We start from the raw sequence: 17,401 nt of genomic DNA on the forward strand, positions 1-17,401 counted from the left end.
ATCATATGGGGAACATCGGTCCCGTGGGCCCTGGCTGGTCGGTGGCGGGCCGGTCGGTGGGCCGTGGCCGGGTGCGCGCGGTGCCGCCGCTCAGCAGCACCTCGGCGATACGGTCGCTCGCCCGGCCGTCCCACAGTGCGGGCCGGCGCGGCGCGGGAGGAGCGTCCAGCACCCCGTGCACGGTGCTCACGACGCGCGCCGGGTCCCGCCCGGCGAGCACGTTGGTGCCCTCCTCGACGGTGACGGGCCGCTCGGTGTTGTCCCGCAGTGTCACGCACGGCACGCCCAGGGCGGTGGTCTCCTCCTGCACCCCGCCCGAGTCGGTCAGCACGACCCGTGCCGCGTCCTGGAGCGCGATGAAGTCCAGGTAACCGGCGGGCGGTACGAGCCGGACGCCCGCCGGGACCCCCAGCTCGGCCAGCCGGCCGGACGCGCGCGGGTGGGCCGGCAGTACCAGCGGGCAGCGGCCGGCGATCTCGCCCAGCGCCTTCAGCAGCCCGGCGAGCACCTCCGGGTCGTCCACATTGGCGGGCCGGTGCAGCGTGACCAGGCCGTACCCGCCCCTGGTCAGCCCGAACCGGTCGAGGACGTCCGAGGCCCGGGCCCGCTCCAGGTTGGCCAGCAGCGTATCGATCATGACGTTGCCGACCAGGTGGATCTGGTCCTCCCGGTACCCCTCGGCGCGCAGGTTGCCGGCCGCGTCCGGGGAGGGGGCCAGCAGATAGTCGCTGACCCGGTCGGTGGCGACCCGGTTGACCTCCTCCGGCATGCTCCAGTCCCGGCTGCGCAGTCCGGCCTCGACGTGTGCCAGCAGCGGGCCGGCCTTCGCGGTGACCAGGGCGCAGGCCAGCGTGGAGTTGATGTCGCCGACCACGACGACGAGGTCCGGGGACACCTCGCCGAGCAGTGGCTCGAACGCGGTCATCACCCGGCCGGTCTGCTCGGCGTGGCTGCCGGAGCCGACGCCGAGGAAGCGGTCCGGCGGGCGGATGCCGAGGTCGGTGAAGAACACGTCGTTCATGGCCGGGTCGTAGTGCTGGCCGGTGTGGACGAGGAGCACCTCGGCGCCCCGGCGCTCCAGTGCGTCCATCACCGGTTTGATCTTCATGTAGTTGGGGCGTGCCCCGGCGACACAGATGATGCGCGGCATTGCTTCAGAGCACCTCGATCGTGGGTCCGGACGGCAGCCGTCGGCGGCAGTCGAGGACGAAGGGGGCGTGTTCGGCGACGAGTCCGTAGTCGAAGGAGTCGTGGTCGGTGAGCAGGACCACCACGTCGGCGGCCTTCAGTTCCTCCGGTTCGAGATCGACCCGCACCAGCCGGGAGTCCATCGGCAGGCTCTCCACGACATGCGGGTCCGCCGCCCTGACCTGCGCCCCCATGTCGAGCAGGAGTTGGGAGATGCGCAGCGCGGGCGACTCGCGGGCGTCGCCGGTGTTCTTCTTGTAGGCGAGCCCGAGCAGCAGGACGCGGGAACCGTTGACGGACATGCGTCGGGTGTTGAACAGGTCGGTGATCCGCCGTGTCACGTACTCGGGCATGTGGTTGTTGACGTCGTTGGCCAGTTCCACGAAGCGGAAGTTCTGGCCGAGTTCGCGCTGCACCCGCCAGGACAGGTAGGAGGGGTCGATCGGCAGGCAGTGCCCGCCGACCCCCGGTCCGGGCGTGAACTTCATGAACCCGAAGGGCTTGCTGGACGCGGCGTCGATGGCCTGCCAGACGTCGATGTCCAGGTGGTGGGCGAACATCGCGATCTCGTTGACCAGCGCGATGTTCACGTGCCGGAAGGTGTTCTCCAGGAGCTTGGCCAGTTCCGCTTCCTTGGGCGACCTCACCGGCACGGTGGTGTCGACGAGTCGGCCGTAGAAGTCCTGGACCGCCTTCAGCGAGGCCGCGTCGACGCCGGAGACGACCTTCGGGGTCTCCTTGAAGCCCCACACCGCGTTGCCGGGGTCGATCCGCTCCGGGCTGTAGCCGAGCCGGAAGTCGCTGCCCGCGGTGAGGCCCGACCCCTCCTCCAGCAGCGGCCCGAACAGCTCCTGGGTGGTGCCGGGATAGGTGGTCGACTCCAGGACGACCGTGGCCCCGGGGCGCAGATAGCGGGCGAGGGTGACCGCCGACTCCCTGATGTACCGCAGGTCGGGGGTGCCCTCGTGGAGCGGGGTCGGTACGGTCACGACGGCGACGTCGAAGCCGCCGCAGTCCCGCGCCGACTCGCTCGGCCGGTAGGTGCCGTTGTCCAGGGCCGCGCGGACCCGCTCGGAGGAGACGTCCTCCACGAAGGACTCGCCCGAGCCGAGGCTCTTGATCCGCCGGGTGTCGACGTCGTAGCCGATCACCTCGTGTCCGACCTCGGCGGCCCGGATGGCCAGCGGCAGGCCGACGTATCCCTGTCCGACCACGACGACACGCATCAGTGACTCCTGTTCGCGGGAGCGGTCGACGGGGTGAGCCGGATGCGCTCGCGGACCGTCATGAGGACGAAGGCGGCATTGGTGGTGAGGTAGCGCCGGCCCAGGCGGCGCGGTTCCTGCAGGACCCGGTAGAGCCACTCCAGTCCCCGCCGCTGCCAGGACTCGGGGGCCCGCCGGGTGATGCCGGCCAGGATGTCGAAGGAGCCGCCGACCCCGTGCACGACCCGGGCGCCGGTGCGCGCGCCGTGGGCGGCGGTGAAGATCTCCTTCTTTGGTGAGGTCATGCCAAGGAAAAGCATGTGGGCGCCGCTCTCGGCAATGGATTTCGCGATCGTCTCCTGCTCGGAGTCGTCGAAGTAGCCGTTCCGGTGGCCCGCCACCTTCAGTCCGGGGAACCGGACGGCGACCCTTCGCAGCATCTCCTGGAGCACCTCCTGCCGGGCACCGAGGAAGTACACCGGGATGCCGGCCTTCTCCGCCTCCGCCAGCAGCCTCAGGAACAGGTCGATCCCGGCCACCCGCTCCGGCAGCGGGGCGCGCAGCACCCGCGCGGCCCAGACCACCGCCTGCCCGTCGGCGAGGACCAGGTCGCAGCCGGTCACCGCCTCGGCGAGCCGCGGGTCGCGCCGCATGTTGACCAGCTTCGCCGCGTTGACCACGCCGATCTCCAGCTGCCGGCCCTCCCGTACCGCGGCGAGGCAGCGCTCGACGGTCTGGTCCATGGTCAGCGGGTCCAGCTCGATCCCGAACAACGACCTGCGCCCGCTCATATCCGGCCCCCCTGCCAGGCGTAGAGCATCCAGCCGAACTCGTACGGCCGGCATTCGCGGTCCACGGACAGCGGGCGGTACACCCGGTCCAGGGTCCTCAGCCGCAGCCCCGCGGCGGCCCGCGTGGACAGTCCGCGCACCGCCCGTACGGCCTTCTTCGGGTCGCCCCGGTAGACCTTGCGCCAGGTCACGCCCAGCTCGTCGAGGATCAACGGCTCCTGGGCGGAGGGGTGTCCGGCCAGCTCCGGTACGTCCGTCATCCAGCGCAGGCCCTTGCGGAGGGCCGGGCCGAAGTCGTCGCCCCCCGCCTCGGTCAGGTCGAACAGGGCGGTCGGCGCCATCGCGTGCTGGTGGACGCTGTAGACCGGGTACCCCTCCACGACACCGCCGGTGCGCGCGTCGTAGTGCCACCACCACTGTCCGCCCTCGCCCTGGAGTTCGCAGATACGGGCCGCACACGCCTGGGCCGCGGCCAGCGCCTCGGGATCGCCGGGGCCGCTGGCGTGGGCGCGGGCCAGGGCCTGGAGCGGGTACGTCTGGTCGGCGAAGCAGCTCACGTGCGCCCGGTACCAGGGGAGCAGTCCGGGGCCGGTGGCGTGCGGGAAAAGCGGGCCGCCGGCGGTCCGGGAGCGCAGCAGACGGTCGCGGGCCGCGGTGAGGTGCTCCTCCACATCGGCCGCGTCGCGGGCCGCGGCCAGCGCGGACAGCACCCACGCCGCCTCGACGGTGTACTGCGGCCGGCGGTGGTCGTCCAGCGCCGTCACCCGGGCCAGGGCGTCGGACAGTTTGGGGTGCCCGGTCTCGGCGGCGGCCCAGGCGATGAGCGCCGCGTCGCCGAGGTCGGTCACCGACGGCAGCGACTCCACCAGCAGGCCGGTGAACTCCTGGGCGGTACGGCCCGCGAGCACCGTCCGCTGGCGGTCCTCGGGCAGGTGATGGACGCCGAGCGCGGTGATGGCCGCGTACCGCCTGCTGGTCCCGCGCTGCTCCACGCGCCAGGAACCGTCGGGCGCCCGCGTCCCGGCCAGGGTGAAGGCGAAGGCCTCCTTGCCCGGCAGCAGCATCGAGGGCAGGCCCGACTCGGCCAGGGACAGCAGCCGTTGTGCCAGCGGCAGCAGCGACGGTTCGTCACGACCGAGCGCCGCCAGACGTGAAGTGGTCATCTTTCGGACACACCAACCCCCCTGTGGGTCCTGTGTTCAACAGACTGTGTCCGTCGGGCCGTGACCGGCCGGACGGTGGAAAGGCAGACGTCAGACGCCGGATGGGCAGGTGCCCCCGGCTTTGGACACAGGTGTCCCCATCACCCCGTAACCCCCCCTGGGCACGACTGGTTCGTGTGCTCATTGTGCTCGGTCTGCACACTTCGTACACATGTTATGCCGGTAAGTGTTCGAGGCATCGGGCTTTGCGGGAAACAGCTGAAAACAACTGGGAGCGCCGGGACCGGCGTCAGGCGCGCTCCACCAGTTCCCCGTCCTTCTCGTCGTACAGCGCCCCCGTCCCGGGGCACTCCCAGGTGCCCGGCGTGCCCGCGCACTCCACCAGCCGGACTCCGGCCCGGCCGACCCAGCCGATCCGCCGGGCCGGAACGCCCGCCACCAGCGCGAAGGCGGGTACGTCCCGGGTCACCACGGCACCCGCCGCGACCAGCGCCCAGCGGCCGACGCGCACCGGGGCCACGCAGACCGAACGGGCCCCGAGCGAGGCCCCCTCCTCCACCACGACCGCCACGGCCTCCCAGTCGCCGCCCCGCTTCAGCCGGCCCGTCACGTCCACCGACCGGGGGAAGTGGTCGTTGGTGAGCACCGCCGCCGGGCCGACGAACACGCCGTCGGCGAGTACCGCGGGCTCGTAGACCAGCGCGTAGTTCTGGAGCTTCACGTTGTCGCCGATCCGCACCCCGGGGCCGACATAGGCCCCCCGGCCCACGACGCAGCCGCTGCCGAGCCGCGCGTCCTCCCGGATCTGGGCCAGATCCCAGACCGCCGACCCGTCGCCGACCGTGGCGGAATCGTCGACCTGGGCGGTCGGCTGAACCCTGAAGCTCATGTGGTGGAACCTTTCTGCCGAGGCGGGAGGCCGGGGTGTCCTGGGACATCCCGGGGTGTCCCGGGATGTCCTGGGGGCCTACGAGGAGATCTGCACCTTGCTGTGGTCACCGAGCACGAACCGGTGCGCCGACGGGTTGCGCGGGGCGGGTGTGACCTCGACGTCGCGCCCGATGAGCGAGGCCTCCACCCGCCGCACGCCCGTCACCGACGAGCCGCGCAGCACGATGGAGTACTCGATCTCGCTGTCCACGATCCGGCAGCCCTCGGAGAGCGAGGTGAACGGGCCGATGTAGGCGTTCTCGACGACGACGCCGGCGCCGATGACCACCGGGCCGACGATCCGGCTGCGCACCACCCGGGCGCCCTCCTCGATCCGCACCCGGCCGATGATCTCGCTGTCCGCGTCGACCGTGCCCGCCCGGAGCGGTTCCACGGTCTCCAGCACCGACCGGTTGACCTCCAGCATGTCGGTGACGTTGCCGGTGTCCTTCCAGTAACCGGAGACGGTCGTGGAGCGGACGTCACGCCCTTCGTCGATCAGCCACTGGATGGCGTGCGTGATCTCCAGTTCCCCGCGCCAGGACGGCCGGACGGCGCGGACGGCCTCGTGCACGGCCGGAGTGAAGAGGTAGACGCCGACGAGCGCGAGGTCGCTCTTGGGTGTCCTCGGCTTCTCCTCCAGCCCGACCAGGCGCCCCTCGGCGTCGAGTTCGGCCACGCCGAACTGTCCGGGATCGGGGACCTTCGTCAACAGCACCTGAGCGTCCGGCCGTTCCGCGCGGAAGCTGTCCACCAGGGGCGTGATCCCGCCCACGACGAAGTTGTCGCCGAGGTACATGACGAAGTCGTCCGCACCGAGGAACTCGTGGGCGATCAGCACCGCGTGGGCCAGACCCAGCGGTTCCTCCTGCGGGATGTAGGTGACATCGAGACCGAACCGCGAACCGTCACCGACCGCCTCCCGGATCTCCGCCGCGGTGTCTCCGACGATGATGCCCACCTCGGTGATCCCGGCGTCCGCGATCGCTTCCAGGCCGTAGAAGAGCACCGGCTTGTTCGCGACGGGCACCAACTGCTTGGCGGACGTGTGGGTGATGGGACGCAGACGAGTACCGGAGCCACCAGACAGCACGAGTGCCTTCATGCGGAGCACCCTACTCATGCCCGACCGGTCGACGGAGACATTCCGCGCACACCTTCGACTGCGGCGTCGGGCGCCGAAACGGTGTCACAGACACGGGGAACTTGTGCAGCTTTGCGGTCGGCGGCATGGAACCCGGACGAGGCGGCCCATTTCGCCGTCCCTCGGCCGCCGACTCCGTGATAGCACGGAGCGATCGAGTCGAAAGGGCTTACGACCTCATGGGTATCTTCAGCCGTCGCCAGAGCGCGACCGCCGAGCAGGCGTCACCTGTCGACTTCGCGCCGGTGGAGGAGGTCACGCCCGCCGGTGTCGCGCTCGACCCCAGGCTGCGCGCGCTGACCGGTGAGTGGACCATCGACCGTCCGCACAGCCGCATCGGGTTCTCCGTGCGGCACGCGATGGTGACAACGGTACGGGGCTCCTTCGCCGACTACGACAGCGAGCTGTACTTCGACGGGGCCCGGCCCTCCCAGTCGCGGGCGCACCTCGTCATCAAGGTGGCCAGCGTCGACACGGGCGTGGAGCAGCGCGACGCCCACCTCGTCGGCGCCGACTTCTTCGACGCGAGCCGCTACCCGGAGATGGTGTTCCGCAGCACGTCCACCGTGCACGAGGGCGGGGAGAACTTCCGGATGACGGGCGACCTGACCATCCGCGGCATCACCCGGCCCGTCGACCTCCAGCTCGACTACCTGGGCTCGGTCATGGACCCCTTCGGCTACGAGCGCGCCGGTTTCGACGGCACGACCACGATCGACCGCACGGAGTGGGGCCTGGTCTACAACCAGCGCCTCGAAGCGGGCGGGGCGATGGTCAGCGAGAAGATCCGGCTGCAGTTCGACATCTCCGCCATCCGGGCGTGAGGTGACGCCGGGCCGGGTGTGACGCCGGGCCGGGCGGTGACGCCGGGCCCGGGGCGACGCCGGAGGTCGCTCCGCCGGCGCCGCCGCCTCTGCTTCATCGATCCGTACCTGGGCGTCGAGTCACTCGCCCCCGCCTCCGCCGTCACCGCCCCCGCCGTCGCCGCCGCCCCCGTCTCCTCCGTCCGAGCCCCAGCCGTCGCCCCCGCCGGGCTCGTTGTCCGGGCGTCCCCTGCCGAGGTTGCTGTACCAAGGACGGCCCCAGGCGTCGTCGTCGGCGGCGGTGGGCTCGCCCCGGTACACCGGGCGCCCCCGTTCCGCGCGGAACCGTGCCGAGCCCGTCGTGTCCCCGAGCCCGAAGGCGGCGGCGCAGAGCTGGGCCATGACGGCGTCCAGCGGGTCACCGCTCGCGTAGTGCACGGGAGCCAACGGCAGCAGCACCGTGCCCGGTTGGTGCGTGAGCCGGCGCGGCAGACGGGTCAGCAGGGCGACGGGCCGGTCATTGCACAGCAGCCGTGAACTCGTCGTGTTCTCCCGCCGCAGGACCCAGTGCCGCCCCGGGATCCGTACCTCCACGAGGCTGCGGGACTTGCGCCAGTTCCTCAGGAGGCCGAGGCCGGCGGCCGTGTCGGCGACGGTCAGCCGCAGGCCCTTCGACGGCTCCGGGGCGTCCGGACGGAAACCGTACGGTGCCCGCAGCCGCAGGACGGGAGCCTGTGGTCCCCAAACGTCCACGCGCACCAGGCGCCGTTCCACCGCGACGGCGATCTGCCCGACGGGCCCCGGCGCGAACCGCCGCGCGATCCACAGGGGAACCCCCTCCGCCCGGCTCCGGGCGGACAGGGCGGCCACCTGCCCGGGCCCGCCGCACCGCAGGACCGCGAGGTTCCCCAACTCATGGGCGAACCGGGCGGCATGCCGGGCCCTCACCGGGGTGCAGGAACCGGTGACGCGGGTGACCGGGACGATGCCGGCCCCGTCCGCCAGCGTGTGCAGCGGGCGCTCCGTGCCACCGCCGCCGAGCCAGCGGCCCCGCTGGTACGCCTCGGCCATGGCGCCGAGGTTCAGCTCGTGCAGGGGAGTGGCCCTCGGGCCCACCCGCAAGCGGTCCTCGGTCAGTTCCACGGTCCGGGACAGCGGATTGCGTGACCGTTCGCCATAGAGCACCTGGTTCACCACGACCCCCGTACCTCGTGCGGCCCCGCCCGGCCCGCCGGACGCGGGTGTGCCAGGTCCACGGAGCCACTGCCACTACCCCTCTCAGACCGCGCCGGCGTCCTCCTGGTTCCACGGGGCGCCGGCAGGTCGAGGGCGTGACGGCCAGGGAGTCTGAGCGGGGCGGCTCCCTAGCCGATCCACTTCCGCAGGAGCGCCTCCCGCTCCGTCTCCCGGGGCGAGCCCCCTTCCCACGCGCGACCCCACTCCGACATGGCCGCCAGGGTCGTGGTCATCGTCGCGGCGCCCTCCGCGAGCCGGGCGAGGAGGGCGCGGGAGAGGTCGGTCTCGGCCTGGGAGTAACCGACGGCCGCGGCCACGTAGGCCGCCAGCTCATGGTCGCCGTCGGCTGTGCCGACGCGCAGCGTCATCAGCCCCGGGGCGTCGTCCGCCCCGCCCGAGCCCGGGTCCACGAGGTTCAGCACCGTGGTCCACGCCATGCCCGTGACCGCGCCTACCCGCCGCATCACGGTCTTCACGGGCACGTCCGCCACCGTCAGACTCCGTACGTCCTCCCACAGGTGGAGGCCGGACTGTCCGTCCCCGAGGGCCACGACGCCCTCGGGGGACAGGCGTACCCCGGGAGCCAGACCGGACGGCTTCGCGCCCACGTACACATCGCCCTCGGCGATCCAGAACAGGCCCACCATGGCCATGGGTTGCTCACTTCCCCCGACGACGGCGCCGCCGTCGTGTCTCACAGCAAAACGATCAAGTCGCTCTCCGCAACGCGTGAAGCCGGCCGGAAGTTCCCGACACGCGCCCCGATTCACATCTGTAAAACCGATTGCCTACAACGGAAACATCTGTTGGACAGGATTTACGAGGGCCGCTGAGGATGTCCGTGCGGTAGCACAGTCAACGCGACACCGGATGGACTGCCGCACGAGCGGAGGCGAAATGCCGAGTGAACAGACTGAAGTGGTCGTCGTCGGGGCGGGCCAGGCCGGCGTGGCGGTGAGCGAGCACCTGGGGGCCCACGGCATCCCGCACCTCGTCCTGGAGCGGCACCGGGTGGCCGAGCGATGGCGCTCCGAGCGGTGGGACTCCCTGGTCGCCAACGGGCCCGCCTGGCACGACCGCTTCCCGGGGATGGAGTTCCCCGACGTCGACCCCGACGCCTTCGCCTCGAAGGAGCAGGTCGCCGACTACTTCGCCGCGTACGCCGAGAAGATCGGCGCCCCCGTCAGGTGCGGTGTCGAGGTGACCTCGGTGCGCAAGCACGCCGGACGGCCCGGCTTCCGGGTCGAGACCTCGCGGGGATCCATCGACGCCCGCTTCGTCGTGGCCGCGACGGGGCCGTTCCAGCGGCCCGTGATCCCGCCCCTCGTCCCGGACGGCACCGTCCCCGTACAGCTCCACTCCAGCGGGTACCGCAACCCGGAGCAACTGCCCGAGGGCGCGGTCCTCGTCGTCGGCGCCGGTTCCTCGGGCGTCCAGATAGCCGACGAGCTGCGCCGCTCCGGCCGCCGGGTCCTCCTCTCCGTCGGACCGCACGACCGTCCGCCCCGCCGGTACCGGGGACGTGACTTCTGCTGGTGGCTCGGTGTGCTCGGACTCTGGGACGCCCAGACGCCGCCCGAGGGTGCCGCCCACGTCACCATCGCGGTCAGCGGCGCCCGCGGCGGCCACACCGTGGACTTCCGGGCCCTGGCCGCCACCGGCGTCGAACTCGTCGGCATGACCGCGTCCTGCGCCGACGGCGTCCTGCGCTTCGCGCCCGACCTCGCCGACAACATCGCGCTCGGTGACTCCAAGTACCTCGCGCTGCTGAGGGCGGCCGACGAGTACGCGGAACGCAACGGCCTCGACCTCCCCGAGGAGCCGGAAGCCCACGTCCTCGGGCCCGATCCGGAATGCGTGACCGACCCCCGCCTGGAACTCGACCTGGCCGCGGCCGGCGTCACCTCGATCGTCTGGGCCACCGGCTTCGCCGCCGACTACGGATGGCTCCAGGTCGACGCGTTCGACGAGCGCGGCTGGCCGGACCAGCGGCGCGGAGTCTCCCGCGAGCCCGGCGTCTACTTCCTGGGCCTGCCCTGGCTGTCCCGCCGCGGGTCCAGCTTCATCTGGGGTGTCTGGCACGACGCCCGGTACGTCGCCGACCACATCGCGACCCGGCGCGCCTACCTCGCGTACGGCAGCGCACCCGCACCCGCGACCCCGCAGAACTGAGGAGCCCCACATGACCTCCACCAGCGAGGGCCGTCCGGCCAAGGCCCCGATCACCGCCGGCGGACACACCCGCGTCCGCCCGTTCAACACCCGCGACACCTACCCCGAGCAGAACCTCGACAACGACCTCTGCCAGGCCGTCGTCGCCGGCCGCACCGTCTACGTCCGGGGCCAGATCGGCCAGGACCTGGACACCAGCGAGTCCGTGGGCATCGGTGACGCCGAGGCCCAGGCCGAGCGGGCCATGGCCAACATCAAGACGCTGCTCGACGAGGCGGGCAGCCGGATGGAGCACCTGGTCAAACTGACCATCTACCTCGTCGACCCGCGCTACCGCGAGGCCGTCTACCGCACCGTGGGCCGCTGGACCAGGGGCGTCCACCCCATCTCCACCGGCCTGGTGGTCTCCGCCCTGGCCCGCCCGGAGTGGCTGTGCGAGATCGACGCGATCGCCGTGATCCCCGCATCGTCCGAGGAGGCAGGGGCATGACGTTCTCCCTGGTGGTCCGTGACGGTGAGCGGTTCGGCGTCGCGGCCGCCTCGTCCAGCCCGGCGGTCGCCGCCCGGGTCGTCCATCTGCGGCCCGGCGCCGGCGCGGCGACCTCGCAGAACATCACCGACCCCAGGCTCGGCACCGCCCTGCTGGAGCGGCTCGCCGCACACGGCGACGCGGAGCGGGCGCTGCGGGAGGTCACCGAGGGCAGCGCCGGCATCGCCTACCGGCAGCTGACCGTGCTGGGCCGCACCGGCCCCGGGTACGCCTACAGCGGCTCGCACACCCTCGGCACGCACGCCTCGGCCACCGCCGACGGCGCGGTCGCCGCCGGCAACCTGCTCTGCGGCGAGCACCTGCCCGGCGTACTCCTCGACGCGTACGCCGCCGCCACGGGGGAGCTGGAGGAGCGGCTGCTCACCGCCATGCGGGCGGCCGTCGCCGCCGGCGGCGAGGAGGGGCCGGTGCGCTCCGCGGGCCTGGCGGTCGTCGCGGACGTCGGCTGGCGGGTCACCGACCTGCGGGTGGACTGGGCCGAGGACCCCGTGGACCGGCTCGGCGACCTCGTCGACGTATGGCTGCCGCAGCGGGACGACTATGTGCGGCGCGGACTCGACCCCGCGACCTCACCCTCGTACGGCGTTCCCGGGGACCTGTGATGGGGGGCGCGCTGAAGGAGGCGGTCCGGCGGGCGGTCGCCCGGCACGCCGAGGAGCTGACCGGCCTGTCCGAGCGGCTGCACGCCGATCCGGAGACCGCCTGGGAGGAACACCGGGCCGCTGCCCGCGTGCCCGAGCCGCTGGACCGCGCCGGATTCGACGTCACCGCCGCCTACCTGGGACTGGACACCGCCTTCCACGCCCGGTTCGGCAGCGGGCCGGTGCGGATCGCGCTGTGCGCCGAGTACGACGCGCTGCCCGGCCTCGGTCACGCGTGCGGGCACAACCTCATCGCGGCGAGCTCGGTCGGCGCCGCGCTCGGCCTCGCCGCCGTCGCCGACGACGCGGGCCTCACCGTCGAGGTCTACGGCACCCCGGCCGAGGAGGGCGGCGGCGGCAAGATCGAGATGCTGGACCGGGGCGCCTTCACCGGCGTCGACCTCGCGATGATGGCGCACCCCGCGCCGGTCGACGTCGCCGAGGCCCGCCCCTTCGCGGTCAGCCACTCCAAGGTCTCCTACACCGGGAGGTCCGCGCACGCCGCCGCCTATCCGGAGGCCGGGATCAACGCGGCCGACGCCTTCACGGTGGCCCAGGTCGCCATCGGGCTGCTGCGTCAGCAGTTGCCGGCCTCGGCGCGGGTGCACGGTGTGGTGACGCACGCCGGTGACGCCCCGAACGCCATCCCGGAGCGGGCGACCGGACGCTGGTACGTACGGGCCGAGTCACTCGCCGAACTGGCCGAGCTGGAGCCCCGGGTCCTGCGGGCCTTCGAGGCGGGTGCCCTCGCGACCGGCTGCGACCTGGAGATCGAGCCGGAGAGCAAGCCGTACGCGGAGTTCCGTACGGACGAGTGGGCCCTCGGGCACTACCGGGCCAACGCCCTCGCGCTGGGGCGGGAGTTCGCCCCGCCCGGCCAGGCCGCCCGGATGAACCGCGCCTCCACCGACATGGGCAACGTCTCGCAGGTGGTGCCGGCCATCCACCCCTACATCGGCGTCGGCTCCCTGCCCGCCACCAACCACCAGCGCGAGTTCGCCGCCCACTGCGTGGGCGGCACGGCCGAACGGGCCCTGCTCGACGCGGCCCTCGCGCTGGCCTGGACCGGCGTGGACCGCGCCACGCGGGCCGGGAACGCCACGGCATGACGACGGCGACAGCGGGACACGACCGCGGCCGGCCGGCGCACGTCCGTGGCCGGCACCGGAGCGGGCACGACACATCCGGCCACGCCGACGCCGTGGCGGGCGCCCGCCACGGGGCCCGCGCCGTCCGGGCGCCGGCCGGCTCCCCGCCCCGCCACACCGCCCGGCCCGGTCCCGCCCCGACGCTCCGCGAGCCCGCGCCGCTGACCGAGGCGGAACTCCGCGAGCTGACCGGCCCCACTCCCCTGACCGGCCTGCCCTCGCCCTGAGAGCACGGCGCCGGCGGCACCCGCACTGCTCCGGCTTCTCCACCCCTTTTTCCCCAAGGAGGCGCGTATGCCCACGCGTGACAGCAGTGCCACGATGACGACCGGGGCCGAGCCGGCCACCGACGTCGTAGCGCTGCGCAGGAGTGTCGCCGCGGGAGCCGTCGGCGTGTTCGTGCATTGGTTCGACTGGGCCGCCTACGCCTATCTCGCCGGTACCGTCGCGACCGTCTTCTTCCCGGCCGAGGACAGCACGACCGGACTGCTCGCCGTGTTCGGCGTCTTCGCCGTGTCGTTCGGCATCCGGCCCGTCGGCGCCCTGGTCTTCGGACCGCTCGGCGACCGGATCGGCCGCAAGCGCACCCTGTCCCTGGTCATCTTCATGATGTCCGGCGCGACCCTGACCATCGGACTGCTCCCCGGCTACGACGCGATAGGCATCGCCGCCCCGATACTCCTGGTGGTGCTGCGGCTGGTCCAGGGCTTCGCGGCGGGCGGCGAGTTCGGCAGCGCGGCCAGTTTCCTCGCCGAGAGCGCGCCGCGCCGCCGCCGCGGGTTCGGCGTGAGCTGGCTGGAGGTCGGCTCCCTGCTCGGCTTCCTCGCCGGTTCGTTCGTCTTCCTGCTGCTGTCCGCGGGGCTCGACGAGAACCAGCTCACCGCCTGGGGCTGGCGGGTGCCCTTCCTGGTCGCCGCGCCCCTCGGGGTCATCGGCTACATCATCCGCGACAAGATCGAGGACACCCCCGAGTACCGGGCGCTCGAAGCCCACGGCACCGTGCCCAGCAGCCCCGCCCGCGAACTGCTCCGCTCCCACAAGCGGGAGCTGCTCCAGGCGGCCGGTCTGATGGCCGCCATGCACGTCCCCTTCTACGCCGTACTGACCTACCTCGTCACCTACGAGACCGACCACCTCGGCCACTCCGCCGACAGCGCCGCCCTGCTGTCCACCGTCATCTCCCTGCTGGGCCTGGTGCTGGTGCCGCTGTTCGGCAGGCTCTCCGACCGGGTGGGACGCAAGCCGGTGTTCGTCGGGGCGACGGCGGCGCTGCTGGTCCTGTCCACCCCTGCCTTCCTCCTGATGCGGACCGGACTCACCGGCACCTGGATCGCCGGACTGATCCTCGGCGCGATCCTGGCGGCCATCCTCGGCACCTACGCGGTGTGGTCGGCGGAGATCTTCCCCACCCGTACCCGGCAGAGCGGACTGTCCGTCGCCTACAACATCACCGCGGCGCTGTTCGCGGGCACCGTGCCCTACCTGATGACCGTGCTCATCTCGGCGACCGGCTCCACCCTGGTGCCCGGCCCGTACCTGATGGTGTTCGCCGTGGGCGGCCTGGTCGCCGCCCTCTCCCTGAAGGAGACCGCCGGCCGCCCGCTGCTGCGGCCCGAGGACGTGCCGTCCGAGCGGGTCTAGGCGCCGCCGATACAGTCGGCGCGGACACGGTTCACCGCGCACAAGGGCCTCGCATGACGTCACCGCTGGGTTTCACCCTCGTACAGCTCCGCTACTTCCTGGTCGCCGCCGACCGTGGGTCGATGACGGAGGCGTCGCAGGAACTGCACATCGCTCAGTCCGCCGTGTCCGCCGCCGTCTACAACCTGGAACGGGACCTCCGGGTACAGCTGTTCATCCGGCGCCGGGGCCGGGGACTGACCCTGACCCCCGCCGGGGAGCGGCTCCAGCAACAGGCCCGGGACCTGCTGGCCCGCGCCCGCGAGGTCGAACGGGAGGCCAGGGGAGAGGGCGGGGAGCTGGCCGGACCGGTCACCGTCGGATGTTTCGTGACCCTCGCCCCGTACTACCTGCCACCTCTGTTCAGCGAGTGCACCGAACGCCATCCGGGCATCGAGATCGACGTGGTCGAGGCCGAGACGGACCAGCTCGTCCAGGCCCTGACGGCCGGACGCATCGACTTCGCCCTCACCTACGGCCTCGGCCTGTCGGCCGCCCCGGAACTGCGCGCCGAGACGATCGCCCTCGCCCCCGCCTACGTCCTCGTCCCGGCCGGCCACCCCCTGGCCGGCCGGGACAGCGTGGAACTGAACGAACTGTCCGCGGAACCGCTCGTCCTGCTGGACCTCCCGCACAGTCGCGACTACTTCCACTCCCTGGTGGCCGCCACCGGCACAGCCCCCGACGTCCGCTACCGCACCCGCAGCTACGAGACCGTACGCTCCCTGGTCGCCCGCGGACTCGGCTACTCCGTGCTCAACCAGCGGCCGGCGACCAGCCAGACCTACGGCGGCGGCGAGGTCGCCGCACTCCGGCTCCGGGACGGCGGCCCCCCGCTCGAAGTCAAGATCGCCTCCGTGGACGGCATGACCCAGACCGCCCGGGCCCGAGCGGTGATGGACCTGCTGCGCCGGATCGCCGCCCGGCCATGACGGTGTGACCCACCTCACCGCAGCGCGGGCGGCGCGGCGGACAGGGTGAAGTGTGGAGATGTCACTGCGCGCTCGGGTGCGCGCCGGAGACCCCGACGCTTTCGGGGAGCTGTTCGACGAACACGCGGCGGTGGTCCACCGGCACGCCGCGCGGCTGACCGGTAACCCGGGCCTGGCCGAGGACCTCGTGTCGCTGACCTTCCTGGAGGCGTGGCGGCTGCGGGAACGGGTGCTCCCGGGAGACGACGACCTGCGCCCGTGGCTGCTGGGTATCGCGACCAACGTCACCCGCAACACCGCGCGGGCCGCGCGCAGACACCAGGCCGCGCTCACCCGGCTCCCGCCGCCCGCCCCCGTGCCGGACTTCGCCGACGAGGTGACACAGCGCCAGGCCGACGCCGAGGAACTGGCCGCCGCGCAGCGGGCGCTGGGCAGGATGCGGCGCGGGGAGCGGGAGGTGTTCGCGCTCTGTGTCTGGGAGGGCCTGGACGCCGCCACGGCGGCCGAGGCCCTGGGCGTGGCCGTCGGCACCGTGCGCTCCCGGCTCTCCCGGGCGAGGAAACGCCTGCGCGACCTGACCCGGCTCGAACTCCGGGACGGCGTCGACGAGATCCGGATGCAACGCCCGGCCGCCGTCGGACAGATACCGGGCAGCCGCCCACAGGCGGCTCGGTCCACGCAGGAGAAGAGGCGATGAACACCAACCCGCGACGTGATCAGCCCGACTTTCAGGAACTGGCCGAGTTGTTGCCCGCCCCGGGCCGTCCGGAACTCGCCGGGGACCGCCACCGCGCTCTGAGGGAGAACCTGATGCGGCACATCACCCACGAGACGACTTCCGAATCCCCCGCGCGCCGGCGCCCCGGACGGCGCCTGGTGCTCGTCGCGGCACCGCTGGCCCTGGCCGCCGTCGTGGCCCTGGGCGCGGTGGCGGTCGACGGCGCCCAGGACACCGGGGGCACCGGCGTCAGCAGCGCAGCCGGCGCCACGGGAACCACGGGAACCACAGAAGCCACGGGTACCCCTGTGCCCCGTCACCTGTCGGCCGCGCGGTTGCTGGACCGGATCGCCCTTGCGGCGGCCGGCCGACCCGCGGTGACCGTGCGCGACGACCAGTACGTCTACACCAGGTCCCAGGGCTCCTCGGACATCTGGGACGGCCCCTCGGAGACCGTACGGAACGCCAAGGGGGAGATCACGGGCCTGAAGACCTACGAGGGGGAGGTCCGCAGCGAAGAGTGGACGTCCGTGGACGGCAGCCGCGACGGCCTCCGGCGCCTCGTCGCGCTCACCTCGGAGGGCGAACCCGACGGGTCCCGTACGGAAGACGTGACGATGGAGGACACGCCCTATCTGACCTACCGTCAGCTCGAAGCGCTGCCCACCGACCCCGACGCCCTGCTGAAGGAGCTGCGGGGCGGCGACGGGGTGGTGGAGTCCCGGCTGACGGAGACCGTCTTCGAGAACGTCGGCGCCATTCTCGACGCGGCCACCCTGCTGCCCGACCTCAGTTCCGCCCTCTACCGCGCCGTGGCCGAGCTCCCCGGCGTCCGCGTGGTGGAGAGCGCCGAGGACGGGGCGGGGCGGACGGGCATCGGCCTCACGTACACGGCCTCCGACGGCTCCGACGGCTCCGACGGCTCCGACGGCTCCGGCGGCTCCGGCGCGAAGGGCGCGAGCGGTTACTGGGTGTTCGACGCGAAGAGCCTGGCCTACCTGGGCACCACCGAGAGCGCGCTCCTGGAGGTCGGCGTCGCGGACGGCAAGGGCGAGGCGGCGGCCGACCCGTCCTGAACCGTGCGGCGGAGGACGACCGTA

Annotated in this window: 18 protein-coding genes; 10 read left to right on the forward strand and 8 right to left on the reverse strand. The window is 72.6% G+C overall.

Going from position 1 to position 17,401, the window contains the following annotated elements; all coding sequences use genetic code 11:
* Position 1 precedes the first annotated feature (1 nt).
* From wecB to ACZ3IG_RS24965, 6 genes are all read right to left on the reverse strand, one after another.
* Positions 2-1,150 (reverse strand): non-hydrolyzing UDP-N-acetylglucosamine 2-epimerase, encoded by a 1,149-nt coding sequence (wecB, locus tag ACZ3IG_RS24940; RefSeq protein WP_467434763.1) that lies wholly within the window; start codon positions 1,148-1,150, stop codon positions 2-4.
* A 4-nt stretch (positions 1,151-1,154) separates the two neighbouring features.
* Positions 1,155-2,414: a nucleotide sugar dehydrogenase gene (locus ACZ3IG_RS24945; protein ID WP_467434764.1), complete on the reverse strand. Its 1,260-nt coding sequence runs from the start codon at positions 2,412-2,414 to the stop codon at positions 1,155-1,157.
* Complete coding sequence (locus ACZ3IG_RS24950) at positions 2,414-3,184, reverse strand: WecB/TagA/CpsF family glycosyltransferase (protein ID WP_467434766.1); 771 nt, start codon at positions 3,182-3,184, stop codon at positions 2,414-2,416. Before ACZ3IG_RS24950 ends, ACZ3IG_RS24945 begins: the two co-directional genes overlap by 1 nt.
* On the reverse strand, positions 3,181-4,347 hold the full coding sequence (locus ACZ3IG_RS24955; RefSeq protein WP_467434767.1) for a hypothetical protein: 1,167 nt from the start codon (positions 4,345-4,347) through the stop codon (positions 3,181-3,183). The genes ACZ3IG_RS24950 and ACZ3IG_RS24955 overlap by 4 nt, the downstream gene beginning before the upstream one ends.
* A 289-nt stretch (positions 4,348-4,636) precedes the next feature.
* A complete protein-coding gene (locus ACZ3IG_RS24960) occupies positions 4,637-5,236 on the reverse strand; it encodes an acyltransferase (RefSeq protein WP_467434768.1) in 600 nt (199 codons plus the stop codon).
* A 78-nt stretch (positions 5,237-5,314) separates the two neighbouring features.
* Complete coding sequence (locus ACZ3IG_RS24965; RefSeq protein ID WP_467434770.1) at positions 5,315-6,382, reverse strand: glucose-1-phosphate thymidylyltransferase; 1,068 nt, start codon at positions 6,380-6,382, stop codon at positions 5,315-5,317.
* A gap of 218 nt (positions 6,383-6,600) precedes the next feature.
* Here ACZ3IG_RS24965 and ACZ3IG_RS24970 point away from each other — a divergent pair, with 218 nt between their 5' ends.
* Positions 6,601-7,245 (forward strand): YceI family protein, encoded by a 645-nt coding sequence (locus ACZ3IG_RS24970; protein ID WP_467434771.1) that lies wholly within the window; start codon positions 6,601-6,603, stop codon positions 7,243-7,245.
* 120 nt (positions 7,246-7,365) lie between these two features.
* On the opposite strand, the gene ACZ3IG_RS24975 is transcribed toward ACZ3IG_RS24970, so the two are convergent.
* Together ACZ3IG_RS24975 and ACZ3IG_RS24980 are read right to left on the reverse strand one after the other, a co-directional pair.
* On the reverse strand, positions 7,366-8,421 hold the full coding sequence (locus ACZ3IG_RS24975; protein WP_467434772.1) for a hypothetical protein: 1,056 nt from the start codon (positions 8,419-8,421) through the stop codon (positions 7,366-7,368).
* A 167-nt stretch (positions 8,422-8,588) separates the two neighbouring features.
* Entirely contained in the window at positions 8,589-9,113 is a 525-nt protein-coding gene (locus tag ACZ3IG_RS24980) for a hypothetical protein (protein ID WP_467434773.1), read from the reverse strand.
* Positions 9,114-9,357: 244 nt separating this feature from the next.
* Here ACZ3IG_RS24980 and ACZ3IG_RS24985 point away from each other — a divergent pair, with 244 nt between their 5' ends.
* From ACZ3IG_RS24985 to ACZ3IG_RS25025, 9 genes are all read left to right on the forward strand, one after another.
* Positions 9,358-10,632, forward strand: coding sequence for a flavin-containing monooxygenase (locus ACZ3IG_RS24985; RefSeq protein ID WP_467434775.1), 1,275 nt, complete (start codon positions 9,358-9,360; stop codon positions 10,630-10,632).
* A gap of 10 nt (positions 10,633-10,642) precedes the next feature.
* Entirely contained in the window at positions 10,643-11,122 is a 480-nt protein-coding gene (locus tag ACZ3IG_RS24990; protein ID WP_467434776.1) for a RidA family protein, read from the forward strand.
* The gene (locus ACZ3IG_RS24995) at positions 11,119-11,784 is read left to right on the forward strand and encodes a DUF1028 domain-containing protein (protein ID WP_467434777.1); all 666 of its coding nucleotides are present in this window, start codon (positions 11,119-11,121) and stop codon (positions 11,782-11,784) included. The genes ACZ3IG_RS24990 and ACZ3IG_RS24995 overlap by 4 nt, the downstream gene beginning before the upstream one ends.
* Complete coding sequence (locus ACZ3IG_RS25000; RefSeq protein WP_467434779.1) at positions 11,784-12,932, forward strand: M20 family metallopeptidase; 1,149 nt, start codon at positions 11,784-11,786, stop codon at positions 12,930-12,932. Before ACZ3IG_RS24995 ends, ACZ3IG_RS25000 begins: the two co-directional genes overlap by 1 nt.
* Positions 12,929-13,198: a hypothetical protein gene (locus ACZ3IG_RS25005; RefSeq protein ID WP_467434780.1), complete on the forward strand. Its 270-nt coding sequence runs from the start codon at positions 12,929-12,931 to the stop codon at positions 13,196-13,198. The genes ACZ3IG_RS25000 and ACZ3IG_RS25005 overlap by 4 nt, the downstream gene beginning before the upstream one ends.
* 67 nt (positions 13,199-13,265) lie before the next feature.
* A complete protein-coding gene (locus ACZ3IG_RS25010) occupies positions 13,266-14,612 on the forward strand; it encodes an MFS transporter (RefSeq protein WP_467434781.1) in 1,347 nt (448 codons plus the stop codon).
* Between the two features lie 53 nt (positions 14,613-14,665).
* Positions 14,666-15,583 carry a LysR family transcriptional regulator gene (locus tag ACZ3IG_RS25015; protein ID WP_467434783.1) on the forward strand — a complete coding sequence of 306 codons (918 nt, stop codon included), beginning with the start codon at positions 14,666-14,668 and terminating at the stop codon, positions 15,581-15,583.
* Positions 15,584-15,635: 52 nt separating this feature from the next.
* On the forward strand, positions 15,636-16,280 hold the full coding sequence (locus tag ACZ3IG_RS25020; RefSeq protein ID WP_467434784.1) for an RNA polymerase sigma factor: 645 nt from the start codon (positions 15,636-15,638) through the stop codon (positions 16,278-16,280).
* The gene (locus tag ACZ3IG_RS25025) at positions 16,277-17,377 is read left to right on the forward strand and encodes a CU044_5270 family protein (protein ID WP_467434785.1); all 1,101 of its coding nucleotides are present in this window, start codon (positions 16,277-16,279) and stop codon (positions 17,375-17,377) included. Before ACZ3IG_RS25020 ends, ACZ3IG_RS25025 begins: the two co-directional genes overlap by 4 nt.
* Positions 17,378-17,401 lie beyond the last annotated feature (24 nt).

The organism is Streptomyces sp. NPDC016677 (assembly GCF_055562815.1).

Bases quoted from the DNA above. Each gene is read 5' to 3' on its own strand.
- wecB (WP_467434763.1), bottom strand. From the start codon at position 1,150: ATGCCGCGCATCATCTGTGTCGCCGGGGCACGCCCCAACTACATGAAG.
- ACZ3IG_RS24945 (WP_467434764.1), bottom strand. From the start codon at position 2,414: ATGCGTGTCGTCGTGGTCGGACAGGGATACGTCGGCCTGCCGCTGGCC.
- ACZ3IG_RS24950 (WP_467434766.1), bottom strand. From the start codon at position 3,184: ATGAGCGGGCGCAGGTCGTTGTTCGGGATCGAGCTGGACCCGCTGACC.
- ACZ3IG_RS24955 (WP_467434767.1), bottom strand. From the start codon at position 4,347: ATGACCACTTCACGTCTGGCGGCGCTCGGTCGTGACGAACCGTCGCTG.
- ACZ3IG_RS24960 (WP_467434768.1), bottom strand. From the start codon at position 5,236: ATGAGCTTCAGGGTTCAGCCGACCGCCCAGGTCGACGATTCCGCCACG.
- ACZ3IG_RS24965 (WP_467434770.1), bottom strand. From the start codon at position 6,382: ATGAAGGCACTCGTGCTGTCTGGTGGCTCCGGTACTCGTCTGCGTCCC.
- ACZ3IG_RS24970 (WP_467434771.1), top strand. From the start codon at position 6,601: ATGGGTATCTTCAGCCGTCGCCAGAGCGCGACCGCCGAGCAGGCGTCA.
- ACZ3IG_RS24980 (WP_467434773.1), bottom strand. From the start codon at position 9,113: ATGGCCATGGTGGGCCTGTTCTGGATCGCCGAGGGCGATGTGTACGTG.
- ACZ3IG_RS24985 (WP_467434775.1), top strand. From the start codon at position 9,358: ATGCCGAGTGAACAGACTGAAGTGGTCGTCGTCGGGGCGGGCCAGGCC.
- ACZ3IG_RS24990 (WP_467434776.1), top strand. From the start codon at position 10,643: ATGACCTCCACCAGCGAGGGCCGTCCGGCCAAGGCCCCGATCACCGCC.
- ACZ3IG_RS24995 (WP_467434777.1), top strand. From the start codon at position 11,119: ATGACGTTCTCCCTGGTGGTCCGTGACGGTGAGCGGTTCGGCGTCGCG.
- ACZ3IG_RS25000 (WP_467434779.1), top strand. From the start codon at position 11,784: ATGGGGGGCGCGCTGAAGGAGGCGGTCCGGCGGGCGGTCGCCCGGCAC.
- ACZ3IG_RS25005 (WP_467434780.1), top strand. From the start codon at position 12,929: ATGACGACGGCGACAGCGGGACACGACCGCGGCCGGCCGGCGCACGTC.
- ACZ3IG_RS25010 (WP_467434781.1), top strand. From the start codon at position 13,266: ATGCCCACGCGTGACAGCAGTGCCACGATGACGACCGGGGCCGAGCCG.
- ACZ3IG_RS25015 (WP_467434783.1), top strand. From the start codon at position 14,666: ATGACGTCACCGCTGGGTTTCACCCTCGTACAGCTCCGCTACTTCCTG.
- ACZ3IG_RS25025 (WP_467434785.1), top strand. From the start codon at position 16,277: ATGAACACCAACCCGCGACGTGATCAGCCCGACTTTCAGGAACTGGCC.